Origin of the sequence: Rathayibacter sp. AY1H2 (assembly GCF_002931985.1) — a bacterium.
Lineage (GTDB): Bacteria > Actinomycetota > Actinomycetes > Actinomycetales > Microbacteriaceae > Rathayibacter.
The window spans coordinates 1-20,724 of the sequence record NZ_PSUV01000002.1 but is presented as its reverse complement, the minus strand read 5'-3'; the positions used below and the strand labels follow the sequence as shown (position 1 = coordinate 20,724).

Below are 20,724 nucleotides of genomic sequence, written 5' to 3'. Positions count from 1 at the left end.
GGTCAGTCGGCGGCCTTGGCGGCGCGCTCGGACTTGATGCGGGCCTGCTCGCGGCGGACCTCCGCGTAGCGGTTCTGCTCGACGCGCAGCCACTCGGGGACCTCGTCGAGCAGGGCCTGGATCTCGGGAGTGGTCAGCGCCTCGGTGACGCCGCCGCGGGCGAGCCCCGAGATGGAGACGTTCAGCCGGGAGGCGATGACGGAGCGGGGGTGCGGCCCCTCCTCTCGCAGCTGCACGAGCCAGGCGGGCGGGTTCGCGGCGAGCTCGTCGTACTGCTCGCGCGTGATCGCCGACTCCTGGAACTCCTCCGGGGTCGCGGGCAGGTAGACCTGCAGCTTCTTCGCCGCGGTCGCAGCCTTCATCGTCTGTGTCGCCTTGGCCATGCGGCAACCCTACCGGCGCGGCGCGGACCACCTACCCTGAGGGGATGAGCGAGCAGCCCGAGACCGTCGACCCGCAGGCCGCTCCCGAGGCGGAGGGGCGTCCGGAGGGCGAGGCGGACGCGGCGGCTGTCGACGCGTCGGCCGGATCGGGTGCGGTCGGCGCCGGAGCCGAGTCGGACGACACGGACGGCGCCTCCGAGGACGGCGACTCCGACGACCTCGACTCCGACGATCTCGACTCCGACGATCTCGACGCCGAGGACAGCGACTCCGACGCCGCCGACTCCGACGCCGGGGACGCCGTCCCCGCCGGCCCCGTGCTCGCCGTCGCCCTCGTGCCCGGCGTCACCCCCACCAAGTGGACCCGCGTCTGGGGCCAGCGCCGCTCCGATCTCCCGCTGCGCATCACCGTCGTCGCCGAGCGCGATCAGGAGCAGGCGCTGCTCGACGGCCGCGCGCAGCTGTCGTTCGTCCGCGGCGACGTCTCCTCCTCCGCCCTCAGCTCCATCCATCTCTACGACGAGCAGCCCGTCGCCGTCGTCGGCCGCGAGCACGCCCTGGCCGCCGCGGACGAGCTCGAGGTCGCCGAGCTGGCCGGCGAGCACCTCCTCCAGGATCCGGAGGACGTGCCGGAGTGGGCCGCGGTCGCCGAGGAGCTCGCGGACGGCTCGCGGCGCCCGCTGCCGCGCATGGCCGGCCTCGACGACGCGGTCGAGCAGGTCGCGGCCGGCGTGGGCGTGCTGATCGTGCCGCAGTCGGTGGCGCGCGTGCACAGCCGCAAGGACGTCACCGCGGTGCCGGTGACCGGCGTCGCTCCCTCCTCCGTCCGCCTCGCCTGGGTGACGGACGACAAGGGCGACGACGTCGAGGACTTCATCGGAGTCGTCCGCGGCCGCAGCGCGAACACCACGCGCGGAACCGCCGCGACGCCGAAGGTCGAGTCGCGGGCGAAGGCCGCCAAGGCGAAGGCGCGGGAGGCGCGCGAGAAGGCGGAGAGGGCCGGCGGCGGCAAGAAGAAGCCGGCCCGCGCCAAGGCGTCCGCGCCGGCGGTGCGGCGCACCCGCAAGCCCCGCGGCCGCTGACCGTGGCCGACGACGCCGGCTGGTCGCTCCGCCCCGCGACCGCGGAGGACGCGGCAGCGATCGCCGAGCTGCGCGCGGTCGTCATGCGCCCGTCGCTCGAGACGCTCGACCGCTACGACGAGCACCGCGTGCGGCACCGCTTCCTCGACGGCTACCGGCCCGAGCTCACCCGGGTGATCGAGCTCGACGGCGCCTTCGCCGGGAGCATCGCCGCGCGGGTCGAGCCGGACGCGGTCTGGATCGAGCACTTCTACCTGGCGCCGCACGCACAGGGACGCGGAGTCGGCGGCGCCGTCCTGCGCCGGGTGATGGCGGAGGAGGCACGGCCGGGTCTGCCCTTCCGGCTCGACGTGCTGAAGCGCAGCGACGCCCGCCGCCTCTACGAGCGGCACGGCTTCCGGTTCGAGCGCGCTCTGGAGTGGGACGACATCCTCGTCGCGCCGCCTGTCTCCTGACCCCTGATCGGGGAGGACGACGGGGCGCGGGCCGCCGCTAGCATGAGCGCGATCCCCTCCGCCGGGTCGGCCGCAGGGCGACCTCCTCCTGGAAGCAGGCATTCCGCCGTGTCCCCGCTCGTTCTGAGGTCCGCCGCCTCCGCGGTCCTCGTCGCCGCCCTGGCGATCACCTCCAGCCCGCTCGCCTCCGCCGCATCGGCGGCCGCGCCGTCGGCCGCCCCCGTCGCCGCATTCGGCGCCGCCTCCGATGCGCCCCGCTCGATCGTGCTCCCCGAGGGGCAGCCGCTCTGGCAGCCCAGCGCCGAGTCCCCCCTGCCCGCCGTGCCGGATGAGGCGCCGAGCGCCGCCCGTGCGAGCGCTGCGGCGTCGATCAGCGGCCGTGTCGTGGTCGAGGAGGCCGACGGCTCGATCGCGACCACCACTCCCCGCGGCGCCCTCCTGAACGTCGAGGTCTGGTCGAGCGAGGCGGGGCTCCTCGGGAACCACTCCGTCGCCGGCGACCTCACCTTCAGCATCGACGGGCTCACCGCCGGGCAGACCTACTACCTGCTGATCAAGGACAACGCCGACCTGTACGCCGACCTCTGGTCCGGCGGCAGCGCCGTCGCCCGCAGCGCCGAGCCGCTTCAGGCCCCGGCGGCCGGCGTGCAGCTGCGCACCGCACGGCTGGGGTCGCTCGAGGGACGCCTGAGCGGCGTCGCGGGCGACCAGCGCGTCGACATCTGGTACCGCGACCCGGGAACCGACGGCTACTTCCGCACCGGCGAGCTCGACCTGATCACGGGCGGCGACAACCCGTACTCGTTCCAGCAGGTCGTCCCCGGCGACTACCTCGTCCGGGCGTCGAGCCGCGACGACGTGATCGACGACAGCTACTGGGACCACGTCCTCCGCTCGGGCGACGCGGGCGACGTGCGCGTCCCGGTGGGCGGATCGGCCGCCGGGATCGACCTCTCGCTGAGCAGCGACTACCAGCAGTACACCGGCCGCCTCGCCGGATCGGACCGCTACGCGACCTCGGTGGAGGCGACGGGCTACTTCTCCCCGGGCATCCCGGTGCTCTACGTGGCCAGCGGGGCGAACTGGCCGGATGCGCTGAGCGCCGGCCCGGCCGCCGCCGCACTCGGAGGCGCGCTCCTGCTCACCGATCCCGACCGCCTGCCTCGGGTCGTCTCCGACGAGATCCGCCGCCTCCGCCCGGAGCGGGTCGTGGTCGTCGGCAGCGAGCTGAGCGTGAGCCCCGGGGTCCTCTCCGCGATCCGCTCGATCGTCGGCGGCACCGAGCGGATCGGCGGGACGGACCGCTACGACACCTCCCGCCGGATCGTCGCGGACGCCTTCGGCACCGGCCCCTACTCGAACATGTTCGTCGCGACCGGCACGAACTTCCCCGACGCCCTGTCGGCCGCGCCGATCGCCGGCTGGCGTGCGCAGCCCGTGCTGCTGGTCGACGGTGCGACCTCGGGCGCCGACTCCGCGACCGAGACCGCAGTGCGCGACCTGGCGCCGGAGCACGTGGAGTTCCTCGGCGGCGACCCCTCGATCCGGGACGCGTACGTGGCGGACTTCGCGCGTCGCGGCCTCGCCCCCTCGGTCTCGAGGATCGCCGGCCGCGACCGCTACGAGACCAGCGTCGAGCTGAACAGCGCCTACCCCCAGTCGCTGCTGCAGGACAGCGTCTTCCTCGCCGCGGGGTCCTCCTTCGCCGACGCCCTCTCGGGAGCGACGACGGCGGCGGCCCTGGGCTCGTCCGTGCTGCTGACCGAGCGCGACTGCGTGCACGACTCGACGCTGCGCTTCCTGGCCTCCAACTCGAAGAACTACGCGTTCCTGCTCGGCGGGGAGCCGACGCTCACCGAGGACGTGGCGAACCTCCGCAACTGCGAGTACGACTTCTGACGACGCGTGCTCCCGGGGTCCGGGGCTAGGGTGCGAGCATGCCCACGAGCGATGAGACCTGGACCCTGGCCGAGCACGACGTACCGGTGTACCGCAGCGGTGAGGGCGGCCGCGCGCTGATCCTGATCCACGAGGTCTGGGGGGTCGACGGGCACATCCGCTCGGTCGCCGACCGCTACGCGGCCGAGGGCTACAGCGTCGTCGCCCCCGAGCTCCTGGCCGACAGCGGCCTGCTCGAGCAGCTCGACGAGGAGCAGCGCGCCGACTACGACCACCCGGTGCGGCGCCTGCCGCGCCAGGTCGAGCTGCGCACCTTCTTCGCCCCCGTCTTCACTCCGGAGCACGCGACGCGCACCGTCGCGATCCTCCGCGCCCTCGTCGAGCGGCTCCTGCGCCAGGAGGGCGCGACCAGCGTCTCCGTCACCGGGTTCTGCTACGGCGGCACCTTCTCGTGGGCGCTCGCGCTGGCCGAGCCGCGGCTGGCGGCGGCCGTGCCGTTCTACGGGCACGTCACCGCGTCCGCCGAGGAGCTCGGCGCGCTGCAGGTGCCGGTGCTGGCGTTCCTGGGCGATCAGGACGCTCCCCTCGTCGAGCAGGTGCCGCGCATCCGCGAGGCGACCGAGGGCAAGGACGTCGAGGTCGTCGTCTACCCGGGAGCGGGCCACGCCTTCTTCAACGACGCGAACGAGCAGACCTACCAGGCCGAGGCGGCGACCGACGCCTGGCCGCGGGCGCTCGCGTTCCTCGGAGCGCACGCGGGCTGAGCGGGCTGTGCGGGATCAGCGGGTGAGGATCCACGCCACCAGGTAGCTGCGCGAGTCGGCGCTGTCGATCGAGGAGTCCGGCAGGCGCTCCGCCCGCGCGAGAGCCGCGGCCGGGTCGCTGGTCGCCTGCAGCATCAGCACGTAGTCGGCGAGCGGCGCGCCTGGGGCTCCGGCCACGAGCTCGTCGACCCGCGAGGGGTCGGGGAGGAACGCGGTCGACGGCGGCATCGGGATCAGCTCGATCCCCAGCAGCGCCGAGGGTGTCGCGTCGAAGAAGGTGGCGTAGTCGCGCTTGCCGCCCCAGTTGATCGCGACGAACGGCGCTTCGAAGCCGACCGGCGTCTCCGGGCTCAGCCAGAGGTCTGCGGCCGCCTGCGTCTCGAGGGAGAGCAGCCAGCGCGCCTCCTCGAGCAGCGGCGCGTTCCCGGAGGCGGCGGCCCAGAGGGCGAGGCCGCTCCAGGCGTTGACCGCCTCGGACACCGACTCCTGGTCGTTGCCGTCCCGGGCCGGCGCGAGCCCCGAGGCCCAGGAGTGGCCGCGGTACGCGTCGAACACGCGCAGCCGCGGGAACTCGGCGGTGTCGACGGGAGAGGCGAGATCCAGGGCGAGCAGGTCCGCGACGGTCCGGTACCGCTCGAGGAGGGACGGGTCCTCGGCGGCCAGCATCCCGACGGCGGAGAGCAGGTAGCCGTAGTGGAAGTGGTGGTCGTTGAACGCGTCGGACCCGAACGACGGCGCGGAGCCGACGACGCCTCCGAGCACGGGGTCGTAGACGACGCACTTCACGGCACCCGGTGCGCAGCCGCGCGGGTCGAGCCACTGGTCGAGCTCGGCGGCGATCCGGTCGTGCAGGTCGGCCGCCACCTCCTCCAGGCCGAGGTCGACGGCGAGACGGTGCAGAGCAGCGGCGCGGTAGAGCTCCTTGCCGGCTCCGTAGGTGTCGGGCGCGGCGAAGCGGGTGGCCGCGGCGTCGAGTGGCACCTGCGTCCGGAGCGTCGTCTTCTCCTCGGCCGTGAGGGAGCCGAGATCGAGCGCCCCCGACTCGACGATAGTGGGGGCGGCGCGGGAGAACGACGTTCCCGCACGGAGCCCCACCCGGCCGTAGAGCGTGTCGTAGCCGATCGCCCCCTCGGCCCCGAGGCCGAAGAACGTCTCGGCGCCGCCCTCGGTCCGCAGCGCGTAGGTCGTGGTGGTGGTGCTCGCCGTGACGTCGTGGGAGACGCTCGCGCCCTCGAGGGGCACTGCACGACGCCGAAGCTCGTCGATCCGCGCCCTGCTCGCTCCCGGAGGCACCGCGAAGAGGAGCAGCGTGCCGTCCAGCGTCATCCGGGGGAACGCATCGAGGGCGGCGGCGGGCGCCACCAGCCCGTACCGCTGTCCGCCCGCGGTGACCAGGAGCAGGCCGCCGGCTGCGCGCTCGGGAGCGGTGGCGCCTCCGATCAGCACCGTCTGGGCGCTCTCGGTCCGGTAGGAGGCGTAGGGCCAGCCCTCGGCTGCGACGAGCTCACCGGCACCCGCGAGGCTCCAGTGCGCGACGAGGTCGTCGAACGCGGAGAGCGCCACCGCGCTCGAGGGGACCGTCACGGTGAGATCGTCCCGGGCGAGGGCGTAGACGGTCCGCGGAGCCGCCTCCACGATCGGGAGGCCGACGGTGAAGCCGTCGGCGCGCGGCGTGACGGTGAGGATCCCCGTGTAGAGCGGGAGATCCTCCCCGAACACCGGTCCGGACACCCACGAGTTCGTCGGCGGCCGCACCCCTTCGGCGAGCCGCGGCGTCCCCGCGTAGGGGCCGGGGACCTGCGGCAGCTCCCGCGCGTGCACGGACGCTGCCACGGCCCAGTCGGACACGGAGCGGTCGGACGTGCATCCGGTGAGGCCCGCGAGCGCGAGCGCGAGGGCGAGAGCGAGGGCCGCCCCCGCCCCGCGCCTCACCGCGCGAACCCGCCGGGCGTGAAGAGCCTGCCGAGCTGGGCGACCAGCCAGCCGCCGAAGCCGTCGCCGTCGTCGCGGAGCCGCACCTCCGCCGCGACGGGAGCTCCGACCACGGTGTAGTCCTGCGTCGTGATCTCGTCGGTGCGCGCGCGGATGACGGTCGTCGCCCGCCCCTCGTGGAACCGCTCCACCTCGACGTCGTAGATCTCGGCGTCGACGGTCGTCCCGTCCGGCATCGCCACGGCGACGGTGCCGCCGATGGGGACCCGCGAGTAGTCCCGGGCGCCGAGAACGAACTCGCTCTCGAGGTGGATCGAGTCCGAGATCGCGACGACCGCGATCATCTGGTCCTCCTCGACGAAGGAGCCGATCTCGGCGTCGACCGACGTGACCACGCCGTCCAGCGCCGCCGTGAAGACCATCAGGCCGCCCTCCTCGATCCGGTAGCCGACATCGGCGCTGGTGAACGTCTTCGTCTGCATGTCGGACTCGAGGACGGTGCTCTGCAGGCTGAAGAGCACGTCGCCCTTCTCCACCGCGTCGCCGCGGGAGATCGTGAGGTCCTGGATCGTGCCCGCGTAGGGCGTCCCCAGCGAGTACTCGTCGGTGACGAGCTGGGCGCTCGCCGCCCGCACGGTGAGCGAGGAGTTGTTCGCGTAGACCAGGCCGGCGGCGGCGACGCCGAGCGCGAGGGCGCACGAGGCGAGGAAGCCGAGCCAGCGCAGCGCGGTCATGCCGCACCCACGGCGAGTCCGTGGCGTCCCGCGGCGGCGGGGCCGCTCGGAGCGACCACCTCGGCCCGGGCGGCGCGCTTCAGGAGGACGTGCTCGCGCGCCGCGATCACCGCGAACGCTCCGAGCGTGAGGGTGTTCAGGACGTTCCAGGCGAGCGCCACCGAGTACTCCGCGGTCCACTCCGCCTTGAGGAAGCCGACGACGGAGGTCGCGGCCAGGAACACCAGGAAGACCATCTGCACCTTGATGAAGTTGAAGGGCGAGGCGGCCTGCCCGGTCGCGCCCGTCGAGGTCCAGGCCGGCTTCCGGCCCGCGAGAGCGAGGAAGAACGCCTTCGTGTACATCGGGAAGGTGACGGTCGACAGCAGCAGCGTCTCCCACCGGAACGAGCCGATGATGAACAGCGCGAGCCCGATCTGCAGCACGTAGAACCCGCAGTAGAAGAGGATCCACTCGACGAGCGGCACCTCGAGGCTGACCGGCGTGATGTTCAGGTAGATCTGCAGCGGGGGCAGCACGATCAGGCCCAGCGGCACGATCCCGGTGAAGTAGAACGTGACGGTCATGAAGTACTGCACGCGCTGGTCGGTCGTGAGCCGGCGCTTCGGCGAGAACGGGTTGTGCTTGAGCAGGATCTCGAACCCGCCGACGGCCCAGCGGACCTGCTGGCGGACGAAGGCCTCGATCGTCTCGGGCGTGCGCCCGACCGCGAGGGTCATCGGCACGAAGATCGAGCGCCAGCCGCGCTCGTGCACGAAGATCGACGTCCAGATGTCCTCGGACTGCGAGCCCTCGTACATCCCGCCGATGTCGTCGAGGGCCTTGCGGCGGAAGACGGCGTTGGTGCCCACGCAGAAGGCGGAGTTGTACTTGTTCTTGCCCGGCTGGGTGAGGGCGTAGAAGACGATCTGCATGTAGGCGGAGCCGCGCGAGATGAAGTTGTGCGCGTTCCCGTAGACCTGCGGGGCCTGCACGAAGGCGACGTCGTCGTGGGCGAAGAAGGGGAGAGTCTCCTCCAGGAACTCCGGCACGGTCACGAAGTCGGCGTCGATCATCACGGCGAAGTCCGAGTCGGTCAGACGGAGCGCGTGGTTCACGTTGCCGGCCTTGGCACCCACGCGGTCCTCGCGCACCACGTAGCGGACGCCCAGGCGCTCGGCGATCGCGGCGACCTGCGGGTCGTCCCCGTCGTCGAGGAGCCACGTCACGTGGGTGCCCCGCATGTCGCGGGCAGCACGGGCCGTCTCCTCGATGATCGCCGGGTCCTCCCTGTAGGTCGTGATGAAGACGTCGACGGTGATGCGGCGGCGGCCGAGGTAGAGGTCCTCGCCGATCGGGATGCCGTCGACCGGGCTCCCGTAGAGCGTCGCTCGAGCGGAGTGGAAGGCGGAGTCGCGCGGGTCGTAGGTGCTCGACAGGGCGGTCCACATCGTGAGCGCGGCCTGGCCGATCAGGTACAGCTCGCAGATGATGACGATGGCGAACGGGAGGGGGTCGCCGATGTTGCGCGGGTTGAGCAGGAAGGCGCCGTAGAGCAGAGCGCCGGCGCCGGAGAGGAGCACGATCATGATGAGCGAGGGCGACTGCTGCTTGGCGCGGCTGGTGACGGCACGGGGGCTGGCGACGCGCTGCTGGCGCGTCAGGAGCGGGCGGATCTCGCGTGGAGCGGGAGGACCAGGGCGGGCGGGGGTGCTGGGGTTCACGGGTGAGCTCTTCGGGTAGGTGGAAGCGGGGGCCCGGAGCGTCGTCGGTCGGGGGTGCCGGACGGCGCGCCGGAGGAGCGCCTGTGCGCGCGTTCGGCTCAGGTCGCTGATGCGCCGCGGTCCGTCGGGTACGGCGCGGGCGTCGGGGCCGCGGTCCCGTCGGGTACGGTGTCGCGGTGCGGAGGCCGCCCGTCATCGGGGATGTCGGCGGCGGTCCCCATGTTCGACCTGGGAGAGTGCCGGGACAAGAGCCGGAAGAGGACGTGTCCGCTAGCGGACACCCCGTTCCGACACCGCGGCTCCGCGGCGCTGAGCTCGCCGACGGCCGGCGTCAGCGCGGTCGGACCGGCAGCCAGCCCCGCCGAGACGCGAGCACGCCCGCCTGGAAGCGGCTCTCGGCGCCGAGCAGATCGAAGAGACCGGCGATGTGCCGACGGCAGGTGCGCACGCTGAGGTCCAGCCGTGCCGCGAGCGCCTCGTCGGTGAGCCCGGCGGCGAGGCCCTGCAGGATCGACCGCTGCACCGCGGAGAGGGAGGGCTCCTCCTCGGCACCTGCCGCGTGCAGGGGCGCTGCGAACTCCCACGCCGCGTCGAACACGCGCGCCAGGGTCGCCGCGAGCTCGGGGGAGCGGACGACCAGGGCGGCGCGGTCGTCCTCGTCGCGGGAGCGGGCGACGATCGCGAGGGAGCGGTCGAAGACCACCAGCCGGAAGGGCAGCGTCGGGAGGGTCCGGAACCGCGCGCCCAGCGGCTCGAGCTCCGCGACCGAGCGCCGGAGGGCCGCGTTGTCGCGGCGGCGGTCGTGGTACAGCGTCCGCCTCGCGATGCCGCGCCCGAGCAGCTCGCGGTCGACGGCGTCGCTCGCCTCGTGCCGCTCCACGCTGCTGGTGCCGGGAGCGGCGATCAGCACCTCCTCCGAGGCTCCGCGCTGCAGGTCGAGGAGCAGCCGGAGGACGGTCGCCGGGTCCTCGATCACCTCCACCTGCTCCGCGGCGGCGAGGGCGCTGCGGGCGCTCCGGTAGGCGGGGACGAGGGCCATCAGCTCGCTGCGGCGGCGGGTGATCCCGGTCTGCAGCTCGAGGAGGCGCCGCTCGTCGTCGGCGATCAGCTCGGCCAGGGCGATGTCCGGCGCGGCCGTGGCGAGCGACTCCGCGCCCGCGTGCAGCGGAGCGAGCAGCCGGAGCCCGATCAGCTCGTCGCGCGCCTCGCGGAGGCCGTCGACGGTGACGCCGAGCTCGTCCGACGCGCTCTCGAGCGACCAGTCTCCGCGCACGGACGCGTGCAGGTACAGCGCGATCGCGTTCTCGCTCAGCACCGGCGGCCCCCCCCGTTCTCCCGACCCTCCCGAGTGTAGGAGGCGCGCACTCAGCGCCGCCGCGCGAGAACCGCGACGACGGCGAGCTCACCGGCGAGGACCAGCGCCACCGCTCCGAACACGGCCGGGCCGACCAGCGCGGCGAGCGGAGTGAGACCGGCGTTCGCGAGGAGGGGGGCGAGGAGACCGATCACGACGCCGGTGCGGCGGGCGGGGGGCTGCCGGCGGGCGACGGCGACGACGCTCAGCGAGGTCGCGGCGGCGGCCGCGAGCACGAGCACGAGGACAGCCGCGGGGTGCGGCTCCCCGAGCAGGAGCAGCGCGGCCAGCGCGGCCCAGGCGAGGGCGCCTCCGGTGGCGACGGGGCCGAGGTGCGGGGTGGCGGCGGGTGCAGTGGCGGTCATGGTCCGTCCTCTCGTCGTGGTCCTCCGAGCCTCGCGGAGGCCCGTCGGCGGCACCAGATCAGCATCCGGGCACGGCAGCATCCGGACATGCGGCGGACCCCCGGCTCCGCGCGGGGCGGAGGGTCGGGGGCCCACGGGACGTCCGGGCAGGCTCCGGCCGTGGCAGCATCCGGTCAGCCGGCCTCGCGCAGCCTCCCGCCGGCGAGGTGGAGGCTGCGCTGCGCACGGCGCGACGGCAGAGTGGTGGGTGTCGTCGGCTCCTGCTCTCCGGGCGCCCGCTCTTCCCGGGGCGGTGCCCGCGGTCGTAGGCTCGCGCTCATCCGCAACGGGAGGGGCCGACGATGACCGCCACGAGAGAGACCTCCGCCCCGCCCGAGCTCAAGCGGGTGCTCGGCCCCAAGCTGCTGCTGCTGTTCGTGGTCGGCGACATCCTCGGGACCGGGATCTACGCCCTCGCCGGGCAGGTCGCGGCCGAGGTGGGCGGGGCCGCGTGGCTCCCCTTCGTGATCGCGTTCGTCGTCGCCACGCTCACCGCCTGCTCCTACCTGGAGCTGGTGACGAAGTACCCGCAGGCGGCGGGCGCCGCGCTCTACGCGCACAAGGCGTTCGGGATCCACTTCGTCACGTTCCTCGTCTGCTTCACCGTGATGGCGAGCGGGATCACCTCGGCCTCCGCCGCCTCGGGCGCCTTCGCGAGCAACTTCGCGATCGGCTTCGGGCTCGGGGACGGCGCGGGGACGCGGCTGAGCATCGCGCTGGTGTTCATGGTCTGCATCGCCCTGGTGAACCTGCGCGGTGTCGCCGAGAGCGTCGGGCTGAACGTGGTGCTCACCCTGATCGAGCTCTCGGGCCTGCTGCTGGTGATCTTCGTGTGCTTCTTCGCGGTGTTCGGCGGGCAGGCCGACTTCTCGCGGGTGGTCGCGTTCGAGGCGCCGGAGGACAAGTCGCTGCTGCTCGCGGTGAGCACCGCGACCTCGCTGGCGTTCTTCGCGATGGTCGGATTCGAGGACTCCGTGAACATGGCGGAGGAGACGAAGGAGCCCAGCCGCATCTTCCCGCGCGTGATGCTCACGGGTCTCGGCATCACCGCCGTGGTCTACGTGCTCGTATCCACGCTCGCCGTCGCGATCGTCCCCGTGGGGGAGCTGGCCGGCAACGACACTCCGCTCGTCACGGTCGTCGAGGCCGCGGCGCCCGACTTCCCGATCTCGACGCTCCTGCCCTTCATCTCGCTCTTCGCCGTGGCCAACAGCGCGCTGATCAACATGATGATGGCCAGCCGCCTGCTCTACGGGATGAGCCGCCAGGGCGTGCTGCCGCCGTTCCTGCAGAACGTGCTGCGCGGACGGCGCACGCCGTGGGCCGCGATCCTCTTCACGACGGTGATCGCCCTGCTCCTCACCGCCTACGTGTCGCGCGACCCCTCCGACCCCATCGCGGTGCTCCTGGGCGGGACCACGTCGCTCCTCCTGCTGGCGGTCTTCGCCGTCGTCAACGTCTCCGTGCTGGTGCTGCGGCGGCAGCCGGTCGAGCACCGTCACTTCCGGACCCCCACCGTGCTGCCGGTGCTGGGCACGATCGCCTGCGTCTACCTGGTGCTGCCGATCACCTCGGGACGCGACACCGCCCAGTACGGCATCGCGGGGGTGCTGCTCGTGATCGGCGTCCTGCTCTGGGTGGCGACCTTCATCGACCGGCGGGTCCGCGGCTACGCGCGCACCGCGGCGATCGCTCCGGAGGAGCTCGACGCCGATCCCGCGGAGGACGCATCGGGAGCGCACAGCGACGGCATCGGCCGGTCATAGCCGATCCATAGGGAACTCCCGATACTGGAGTCATGAGCACCCCGGCCCCCTCGAAGCACCTCGCCCCCGCGCAGCGCACCCGCCTGAAGCGGGCCGACGGGACGCCGATCCGCGTCCTCGTCGTCGACGACGAGAGCACCCTCACCGACCTGCTCCAGATGGCTCTGCGCTACGAGGGCTGGGAGGTGCGCACCGCCGCCGAGGGCCGCGCCGCGATCACGATCACCCGCGAGTTCCGGCCCGACGTGATCGTGCTCGACGTGATGCTCCCCGACATCGACGGCCTCCAGGTCCTGCAGCGGGTCCGCGCGGACGGCAGCGAGACCCCGGTCCTCTTCCTCACCGCGAAGGACGCGCTCGACGACCGGATCGCCGGGCTCACCGCCGGCGGCGACGACTACGTCACCAAGCCCTTCTCCCTCGAGGAGCTGGTCGCCCGTATGCGCGGGCTCATCCGCCGCAGCACCCTGCTCGCCAACGACGCGGACGACCCCGAGGTCGTCGTGGGGGACCTGGTGCTGAACGAGGACAGCCACGAGGTCCGCCGGGGCGGCGACGAGATCGAACTGACCGCCACCGAGTTCGAGCTGCTGCGCTTCCTGATGCGGAATCCGCGCCGCGTGCTCAGCAAGGCCCAGATCCTCGACCGGGTCTGGTCGTACGACTTCGGCGGCAAGTCGAGCGTGGTCGAGATCTACATCTCGTACCTGCGCAAGAAGATCGACGCCGGCCGCTCGCCGATGATCCACACCGTGCGCGGCGCCGGCTACCTCCTGAAGCCCGCCGACCAGTGAGCCGCACCGGCCGCCCGTCGCTCGGCGACTTCGCGACCCGCTCCGCCCTCCGCAGCTCCCGCCGCGGCCGGCGCGCGCCGTGGACTCTGCGGCGGCGGATGGTCGTCGCCGTGGTCGCGCTCGTCGCGGTGACGGCGGGCGTCGTGGGAGCGGTCAGCGTGCTCTCCGCCCGCTCGATCCTCTACGGCAGCACGGACGCGTCGCTCAGCCAGTCGGTCACGCGCCTCCAGGACTTCGACGGGCCGAGCCGCTTCGGCGGGTCGAGCGCGATCGAGCAGGCCACGACCTGCCCGAGCGGATCCTTCGGCGGCGGCCCGAGCCAGAACCTCAGCACCATCACCGCCGTCCAGGGCTCGGACGGCTCCTTCATCGGCGCCTACGTCGACGCCGACGGGGTCTGCCGGCAGTTCTCGGACCCGGCCGACTCGGTGCTCGCGGCGGCCGTCGCCGCAGGGGGCGAGGAGGCGACCATCGAGCTGCCCGGGAGCCTCGGGACCTACCGCGTGCGCGCGGCGGCGGTCGAGGGCTCCGTCGTCGTCGTCGGCGTCCCCCTGGGCGAGGTCGCCGAGACGCTCGCCTCCCTCACCTGGGTGGTCGTCGTGGTGGTGCTGCTGGCGATGCTGCTGGTCGCCCTCGTCGCCACCGCGATCATCCGCGTGGCCCTGCGGCCCCTGGAGCGGGTGGAGGCGACGGCGACCCGCGTGGCCGAGCTGCCGCTGGACCGCGGCGCCGTCGAGCTGGTCGAGCGGGTCCCGGAGGAGGACGCCGACACCCGCACCGAGGTCGGCCGCGTCGGCGCCGCCTTCAACCGCATGCTCGACCACGTCACCGGTGCGCTGGAGTCGCGGCAGGCGAGCGAGGACAAGGTGCGGCAGTTCGTCGCCGACGCCTCGCACGAGCTGCGGACCCCCCTCGCGGCGATCCGCGGCTACGCGGAGCTGCCCCGGCGCGGCGGGACCGAGCTGCCGGAGTCGGCCGCCTACTCCCTCGATCGGATCGAGTCCGCCGCCACCCGGATGACCTCGCTGGTCGAGGACCTCCTCCTGCTCGCCCGCCTCGACGAGGGCCGCGACCTCGAGAAGGAGCCCGTCGACCTGACGCTGCTCGTGATCGAGGCGCTCTCGGACGCGCACGCCGCGGGCCCCGACCACGAGTGGGACCTCGAGCTCCCCGAGGAGCCGATCGAGATCCGCGGCGACGGCTTCCGGCTGCACCAGGTGGTCGCCAATCTGCTGCGGAACGCGACCGTGCACACGCCCCCCGGCACCCGGGTCGTGGCGGCGCTCGCCGAGGAGGTGTCGGAGGGGCGGCCGATCGCGGTCGTCACGGTCACCGATTCCGGCCCGGGCATCGCGCCGGAGCTGGTGCCGGTGCTGTTCGAGCGCTTCGCCCGCGGCGACTCCTCCCGAGCGCGCACGACCGGATCGACGGGGCTGGGCCTGGCGATCGTGGCGGCGGTCGTCGACGCCCACGGCGGGCGCGTCCTCGTCGCGTCCGAGCAGGGGCGGACGAGCTTCCGCGTCGAGCTGCCGGCGGGCTGAGGGCCGGGGCGGCGGTCTCCCGCCGCCCGCCCTACACCGAGACGCCCAGCCGGCGGCGCGCGTCGTCGAGGGTCCGCACCACGGCGACCACCTCGTCGAGCGGGTGCAGCGGCGACTCGGTGCGCCCCTCCGTCACGTACTGCGCGACGTGCAGCGCCTCCCAGGCGAGGCCCTCGCCGCCCTGGAGCGGCGTCTCGTCGATCCACGATCCGCTCTCGGAGCCGCGGGTGAGCGTCACGCCGCCCGGCGTCCAGAACGACGGGTGCACGTCGATCCGCCCCGCCCGCCCCGCGACGCTCGCCGCGTGGCGGGTGTCGGCCAGCACGGTCGAGGTGGCCACCGACTGCACCCCGTGCGCATGGCTGCCGACGATCGTCGCGGTCGCGTCGACGCCCGTCGAGGTCATGCTGCCGGCGACGACGGTGCTCTGCGGGGTGCCCGCCACCATCGAGACGAAGGAGGAGGCGTAGACGCCGACGTCCAGCAGGCCGCCGCCCGCGAGCGCCGGGTCGAAGATCCGGCTGGAGGGGTCGAAGTCGAAGGCGGCGCCGAAGTCGGCCGAGACGACGGCGGGAGCGCCGACCGCCCCGTCGGCGAGCAGCTGCCGCACGACGTCCATGTGCGGCAGGTAGCGCATCCACATCGCCTCCATCGCGAAGACTCCGGCGTCGCGCGCGGCGTGCACGATCATCTCGGCCTCGCCCGGGGTCGGCGCGAACGGCTTCTCGACCAGGATGTGCTTGCCCGCGGCGATGGCGAGCAGTGCCTGGCGGGCGTGCTCCGAGTGCGGGGAGGCGATGTAGACCACGTCGACCTCCGGATCCTCGACCACGGCCTCGTAGCCGGCCGAGGCCCGCTCGATCCCGAACCGGCTCGCGAACCGCTCCGCGCGCTCCAGCGAGCGGGAGCCCACCGAGACCACGCGCTGCCGGGTGTGCTTCTGCAGCGCCTCGACGAACGAGCCGGCGATCGAGCCGGGCGCGATCACCCCCCAGCGCAGGACGGGGGAGTCGAGGAGGGAGGGGAGTCGGGGCTCGGGGAGCGTCAGTGCCATGCGTCCACGCTAGGGCCCCGTGCCCGGCGGGGGCGAGGGGGTGCGCGGCGGTCCCCTAGGGTGTGACGGCACGCGCAGTCGCGGGCGGAGGAGGACGTCATGCCCGAGTGGTACACCCTGGGCGTCGTCGCCCTCGTGATCGTCGTGGTGGTCGTCGCGATCGTGCGCTTCCGATTCAACCCGGTGCTGGCGCTGGCCGTCGGAGCCGCCGCGATCGGCCTGCTCACCGGGCTCGGCCCCGTCGACACCGTCTCCACGATGACCACCGGCTTCGGCGAGGTGATGATGGAGGCGGGCCTCCTGATCGGCTGGGGCGTGCTCATCGGCGCGATGCTCAACGAGATGGGCGCCGTCGTCCGGCTCGTCGAGGGCCTGCTGCGCGTCTTCGGCCGCCGCGGGATCCCCTACGCGCTGGGCCTCTCCTTCGCCACCTACCTGCAGACGATCTTCGTCGACGCGCTGATCGTGATCGCGGCCCCGCTCGCGCGCCGGATCGCGCCGCGGCTGGGGCGCGCGGGCACCGGCATCGTCGCCGTGACCTTCGCCGTCGGGCTCGAGACGGGCATCGTGATGATGGTGCCCGGCTTCGCCGCGGTCGCGCTCGCGGGGCTGCTCGGAGTGCCGCTGGGCGTGATGATGCTCGGCGGATTCGCGGTGGTGGCGCCGACGGTCGTGGTCACGATCCTGCTGATGTCGCTCGCGTTCCGCCTCGGCTTCTGGGACCCGGCGCGCGACGAGCAGCTGGTCGTGCGCGACGACACGACCGGGCTCGCGACGGTGGGGGCGTCGCCCGCCGCGGACGGCGGACGGCTGCCGTCGTTCGGAGCGCGGGGGAGCGGCGGGGCGTCCTCGAGCGGAGTCGGAGCGGCATCGGGCGGCTCGTCGGGCTCGTCCGTCGAGGACGCGGCGGGTCCCGCCGAGGCGCAGGACGCCCACTCCGCCCGCGAGCGCCCGCTCCTGCTCCTCTTCGCGCCCATGCTCCTCGCCCTCCTGCTCATCGCCGCGCAGGCGGTGCTCACCGTCTCCGGGATCGAGCTGCCGGTGCTGCAGTTCCTCGGGAACCCCGTCATCGCGCTCCTCCTCGCCGTGATCGGCACCGGAGTGGTCGGCCGGTCCACCGTGGGAACCGCGCGGATGGAGAAGGCGGTCGCCAAGGGCTTCCAGGACGGCGGGCAGATCTTCCTGCTCACCGGCGTCGGCGGGGCGCTCGCCGCGGTGATCGCGCAGGGCGACCTCGGCGAGATCCTGAAGGGCTACTTCTCGACCTCGGCGACCGCGCCGCTGCTGCTCGTCTGGGTGATGGCGGCCGTGCTGCACATCGCGGTCGGCTCGGTCACCCTCTCGGCGATCACGGCGGCCGGAGTCGTCGCACCGGTCGCCGCGACACTCGGCCTCGACCCGCTGCTGATCGCACTCGCCGCGGGCTCCGGCGCGCTGTTCTGCATCCACGTCACCTCGAACACCTTCTGGCTGCTGCAGAGCTTCCTCGGCCAGTCGGTCCGCGGCGCCCTCAAGTCCGTGACCGTCGGTGTCTCCCTCGCCTCCGTCCTCGCGCTCGGCGCCACGCTCGTCCTCTCCCTCTTCCTCTGACCGGGCCCTGCTTCCTCCTCTCGCCGGATGCCACTCGGGCACCCGAGTCGCCGGGCGAGGCGTTCAGAACAGGCATCTCGCGGAGGTGACCCGGCCGACACGTGACGGAAACATGGAGCCTCTATCTTCCTGAGAGGGTTCACATCCGATTCGGAGATCCAGACGCCGACGGGGGCCCGATCCGTTCCGTCACGCCTCGACAAGGGAAGAACTCCGCTTGAGATCTCGAACCGCCCTCGCCTCCGGATGCGCCGCGCTCGCGCTCGCCGCCGGCGGCCTCCTGGTCGCCCCACCGGCGACCGCCACGACGACAGCACCCGCCGACTACACCCGCGTGGACATCGTGCGTCCGCCGTCCGCTCCGATCGCGGTGCCGACCAGCTACCCGCAGCAGACCCCGCTGACCGAGGTGCCCGTCGACCCGACCGACGCCTCGCTCCTGCGCGGAGTCACCCCCTACGACGCCATCGCGCCGCAGCTGAACGCGCTCGCCGCCCGCTCCGACCGGGTCTCGACCCAGGTGGTCGGGAAGTCCGGCCTCGGCCGCGACATCTACCTGGTCACCGTCACCGCCCCCGAGACCGAGGCCGAGACGGCGCAGCAGGCCGAGTGGCGCGACCGGCTCAAGTACGAGCCCGCCGCCGCGGCCGCCGACGCCGACCTGATGGACGGCTACAAGGTGCCGGTCTGGTTCAACGGCAACATCCACGGCAACGAGTGGGAGGGCAGCGACGCGATCCTCGAGTACATCGAGGGCGTCGCCACCGCCGAGGACGCGGAGACCGAGGCGCTGCTCGAGGGCAACCGCCTCTACTTCACCGTCACCAACAACCCCGACGGCCGCGCCCTCGGCCAGCGCGCCGTCGCCGCGGGCTACGACCCGAACCGCGACATGATCACCGGAGCCACCAGCGAGGCGGCCGTGATCCGCGACCTCTCGAGCGTGCTCCAGCCCACGTACTTCATCGACATCCACGGCTACACCGGGATCCTCCAGGTCGAGCCCTGCGGCCCGCCGCACGGCGAGAACTACGAGTACGACCTCTTCCTCCCGCACGCGTACGCGACCGCGCTGGAGATCGAGCGCCGCGTCGTCGAGGCCGACGTGCCCGGCAACACCTACCTCGCCGAGGACGGCAGCGCCACGACGGACAACACCGGGAAGATCCTCATCCCCTACCGCGACATCCGCGCGGGCTGGGACGACTGGCCCCCCATCTTCGCCCCGCAGTACGTCGCCTTCCAAGGCGCGATCACCAACACGGTGGAGCTTCCGCTCGGCCGCACGGCCAACAGCACTCCGGAGGAGATCGCCCAGGGCCAGGCCAACGCGGACATCGACGTCGAGGTCGCCGGGATCGTCATGGACGCCTCCGTCGACTACATCGAGGCCAACCGCGACGCGCTCCTGAGCAACCAGGTCAGCATCTTCGAGCGCGGCGTCACCGGCGCCCCCGCCGTCGAGATCCCCGCCGACGTCTCCGCGGCCGACCTGCCCGCGGGCGTGCCGACCGAGTGGACCGAGATCTGGGACGAGACCGACGTCTACACGACCGAGTACCCGCGCGCCTACGTCATCCCCGTCGACGGCACGCAGCGCTCCGTCTCGGACGCCGAGACCCTCGTCGCGCAGCTGCTCGCCCACGGCGTCGAGGTGTCGCGGACCACGGCCGCCACGAGCGTCGGAGGAGTCTCCTACCCCGCGGGCACCTACCTGGTCGACATGCACCAGTCGGTCCGCGGCCTCGCCAACGTCCTCCTCGCCGACGGCAGCGACATCTCGAGCCGTGTGCCCGAGATGTACGACGTCTCGGCCTGGAGCCTCTCGCTCCTCTGGGGCGCCGACGTGCAGGCGATCGGCTCCACCACCGATGCCCTCCCAGCCGTCGGCCTGGAGCCGGTGACCGCCGTCGCTCCGGTCGGCTCCGTCCCGGCAGGCGCCGACTACCTCGCCTTCGAGCCGCGCGGCGTCCTGGAGTACCAGGCCGTCAACGCGCTGCTGGCCGACGGCGTCGCTCTCGAGCAGTTCGAGGACGGCACCATCGCCCTGCGTGCCGACGCCGCCGGGCTCGCGGCCGCCGAGGGAGCCGCCGCCGTCTTCGGCGTCGACTTCACGGCGACCACCGCCGACCGCGTGCGCGCCGAGGACGGGAAGGCGCTCGACGCCCTCCGCGTCGCCTACTCCGGTACGAACGAGGACCGCGACGCGCTGGCCAAGCTCGGCTTCGCCGACGCGGTCGCCGTCGACGCGGCCGCGCTCACCGCGGGCACCGCGACCCTCGAGAGCGCCGACGTGCTCTACGTGGGACGCGCCCTCTCCTTCACCCCGGAGCAGGCCGCAGGCCGCACCGTGGTCGAGGAGTTCCTCGCGGCGGGCGGCGACGTCGTCGGCCGCGGTGGCGCTGGAGCGGCCTTCGTGTCCGACTTCGGCCTGGCCGAGCTGACTGCGCAGACCGGCACGAGCGGCTCCAACGGCATCGTCTCGGTCGAGACGCCCGGCGGCGGAGTCCTCGGCGACTACCCGCAGGACACCGCGTTCGTCTCGCCGGCACTGTGGTTCGCCGGCTTCGACGAGTCGGTCGCGGTCGAGCAGAGCTACTCGGAGGACGGCACGTTCGTCGCCGGGCACTGGGTCGACTCCGACGGGCAGTCCCGGAGCGACGCGGCCGGGCAGGCCTCGGCCGTCTCGTTCTCGACGGAGTCGGGCACCGAGGGCTTCCTCTTCGGCACCTCGCCGGTGTTCCGCAACCACCCGGTCGGAGCGTTCAGCGACGTCGCCCGGGCGCTGCTCGCCGTGGCGCCGGAGGGCGCCGCCGTCGAGCTGCCGGGGACTTCGGAGCCCACGCCGACGCCGGAGCCGACCGGCTCACCGGAGCCGACCGCGACTCCCGAGCCGACGGCGACGCCCGAGCCCACCGCGACGCCCGAGCCCACCGCGACGCCCGAGCCGACCGTGAGCCCCGAGCCCACGTCGACCCCCGAGCCCACGTCGACCCCGGAGCCCACGTCGACCCCGGAGCCCACCGTCGTGCCGACGGCCGGACCGACCGCCACGGCCGCGCCGATCACCGCACCGACCGGCCCCGGCGGCCTCCCCTCCACCGGAGTGGAGACCGGCTCCTGGCTGCTGCTCTCGGGAGGTGCTGTCGCCCTCGGCCTCGGCTCGCTCCTGATCGCCCGCAGCCGTCGCCGTGAGGACCAGGAGGCCTAGCCTCCGCCTTCGGGGAGGGATCGGGCGCCCGCCGCCCGGTCCCTCCCCGTTCCCGTTC

16 protein-coding genes are annotated in these 20,724 nt (G+C 73.3%); 9 read left to right on the top strand and 7 right to left on the bottom strand.

What is annotated here, in order from left to right:
* Positions 1–2 precede the first annotated feature (2 nt).
* On the bottom strand, positions 3–383 hold the full coding sequence (locus C5C29_RS02295) for a DUF5997 family protein (RefSeq protein ID WP_104223641.1): 381 nt from the start codon (positions 381–383) through the stop codon (positions 3–5).
* A 44-nt stretch (positions 384–427) separates the two neighbouring features.
* Between C5C29_RS02295 and C5C29_RS02290 the strand changes: the two genes are divergently transcribed.
* The 4 genes from C5C29_RS02290 (at position 428) to C5C29_RS02275 (ending at position 4,583) form a co-directional block, all read left to right on the top strand.
* Positions 428–1,465, top strand: a complete 1,038-nt coding sequence (locus tag C5C29_RS02290; protein ID WP_104266758.1) for a LysR substrate-binding domain-containing protein — start codon at positions 428–430, stop codon at positions 1,463–1,465.
* Between the two features lie 2 nt (positions 1,466–1,467).
* Complete coding sequence (locus tag C5C29_RS02285) at positions 1,468–1,920, top strand: GNAT family N-acetyltransferase (RefSeq protein WP_258061255.1); 453 nt, start codon at positions 1,468–1,470, stop codon at positions 1,918–1,920.
* A gap of 108 nt (positions 1,921–2,028) precedes the next feature.
* Positions 2,029–3,819 carry a cell wall-binding repeat-containing protein gene (locus C5C29_RS02280; RefSeq protein WP_104307919.1) on the top strand — a complete coding sequence of 597 codons (1,791 nt, stop codon included), beginning with the start codon at positions 2,029–2,031 and terminating at the stop codon, positions 3,817–3,819.
* Between the two features lie 38 nt (positions 3,820–3,857).
* The gene (locus C5C29_RS02275) at positions 3,858–4,583 is read left to right on the top strand and encodes a dienelactone hydrolase family protein (RefSeq protein WP_104223644.1); all 726 of its coding nucleotides are present in this window, start codon (positions 3,858–3,860) and stop codon (positions 4,581–4,583) included.
* A gap of 15 nt (positions 4,584–4,598) precedes the next feature.
* Here the strand turns inward: C5C29_RS02275 and C5C29_RS02270 are convergent, their stop codons facing one another.
* From C5C29_RS02270 to C5C29_RS02250, 5 genes are all read right to left on the bottom strand, one after another.
* Positions 4,599–6,515 (bottom strand): glycosyl hydrolase, encoded by a 1,917-nt coding sequence (locus tag C5C29_RS02270; protein ID WP_104307918.1) that lies wholly within the window; start codon positions 6,513–6,515, stop codon positions 4,599–4,601.
* On the bottom strand, positions 6,512–7,249 hold the full coding sequence (locus tag C5C29_RS16970; RefSeq protein ID WP_104247768.1) for a biotin/lipoyl-binding protein: 738 nt from the start codon (positions 7,247–7,249) through the stop codon (positions 6,512–6,514). Before C5C29_RS16970 ends, C5C29_RS02270 begins: the two co-directional genes overlap by 4 nt.
* Positions 7,246–8,952 (bottom strand): glycosyltransferase family 2 protein, encoded by a 1,707-nt coding sequence (locus tag C5C29_RS02260; protein ID WP_104223646.1) that lies wholly within the window; start codon positions 8,950–8,952, stop codon positions 7,246–7,248. The genes C5C29_RS16970 and C5C29_RS02260 overlap by 4 nt, the downstream gene beginning before the upstream one ends.
* Positions 8,953–9,283: 331 nt before the next feature.
* Complete coding sequence (locus tag C5C29_RS02255) at positions 9,284–10,267, bottom strand: LuxR C-terminal-related transcriptional regulator (protein ID WP_104223647.1); 984 nt, start codon at positions 10,265–10,267, stop codon at positions 9,284–9,286.
* Between the two features lie 50 nt (positions 10,268–10,317).
* Positions 10,318–10,671 (bottom strand): hypothetical protein, encoded by a 354-nt coding sequence (locus C5C29_RS02250; protein WP_104223648.1) that lies wholly within the window; start codon positions 10,669–10,671, stop codon positions 10,318–10,320.
* Between the two features lie 341 nt (positions 10,672–11,012).
* Between C5C29_RS02250 and C5C29_RS02245 the strand changes: the two genes are divergently transcribed.
* The 3 genes from C5C29_RS02245 to C5C29_RS02235 are packed head-to-tail and all read left to right on the top strand — an operon-like array spanning position 11,013 to position 14,811.
* Positions 11,013–12,476 carry an APC family permease gene (locus tag C5C29_RS02245; protein WP_104223649.1) on the top strand — a complete coding sequence of 488 codons (1,464 nt, stop codon included), beginning with the start codon at positions 11,013–11,015 and terminating at the stop codon, positions 12,474–12,476.
* 32 nt (positions 12,477–12,508) lie between these two features.
* On the top strand, positions 12,509–13,270 hold the full coding sequence (locus C5C29_RS02240; protein WP_104223650.1) for a response regulator transcription factor: 762 nt from the start codon (positions 12,509–12,511) through the stop codon (positions 13,268–13,270).
* On the top strand, positions 13,267–14,811 hold the full coding sequence (locus C5C29_RS02235) for a cell wall metabolism sensor histidine kinase WalK (protein ID WP_219812924.1): 1,545 nt from the start codon (positions 13,267–13,269) through the stop codon (positions 14,809–14,811). The genes C5C29_RS02240 and C5C29_RS02235 overlap by 4 nt, the downstream gene beginning before the upstream one ends.
* Positions 14,812–14,842: 31 nt before the next feature.
* On the opposite strand, the gene C5C29_RS02230 is transcribed toward C5C29_RS02235, so the two are convergent.
* Positions 14,843–15,865, bottom strand: coding sequence for a Gfo/Idh/MocA family protein (locus C5C29_RS02230; RefSeq protein WP_104223651.1), 1,023 nt, complete (start codon positions 15,863–15,865; stop codon positions 14,843–14,845).
* Positions 15,866–15,964: 99 nt separating this feature from the next.
* Between C5C29_RS02230 and C5C29_RS02225 the strand changes: the two genes are divergently transcribed.
* Both C5C29_RS02225 and C5C29_RS02220 read left to right on the top strand, forming a co-directional pair.
* Positions 15,965–17,455, top strand: a complete 1,491-nt coding sequence (locus C5C29_RS02225) for a GntP family permease (RefSeq protein WP_104223652.1) — start codon at positions 15,965–15,967, stop codon at positions 17,453–17,455.
* A 217-nt stretch (positions 17,456–17,672) separates the two neighbouring features.
* Complete coding sequence (locus C5C29_RS02220) at positions 17,673–20,666, top strand: M14 family zinc carboxypeptidase (protein ID WP_104223653.1); 2,994 nt, start codon at positions 17,673–17,675, stop codon at positions 20,664–20,666.
* The last annotated feature ends 58 nt before the right edge of the window (positions 20,667–20,724 follow it).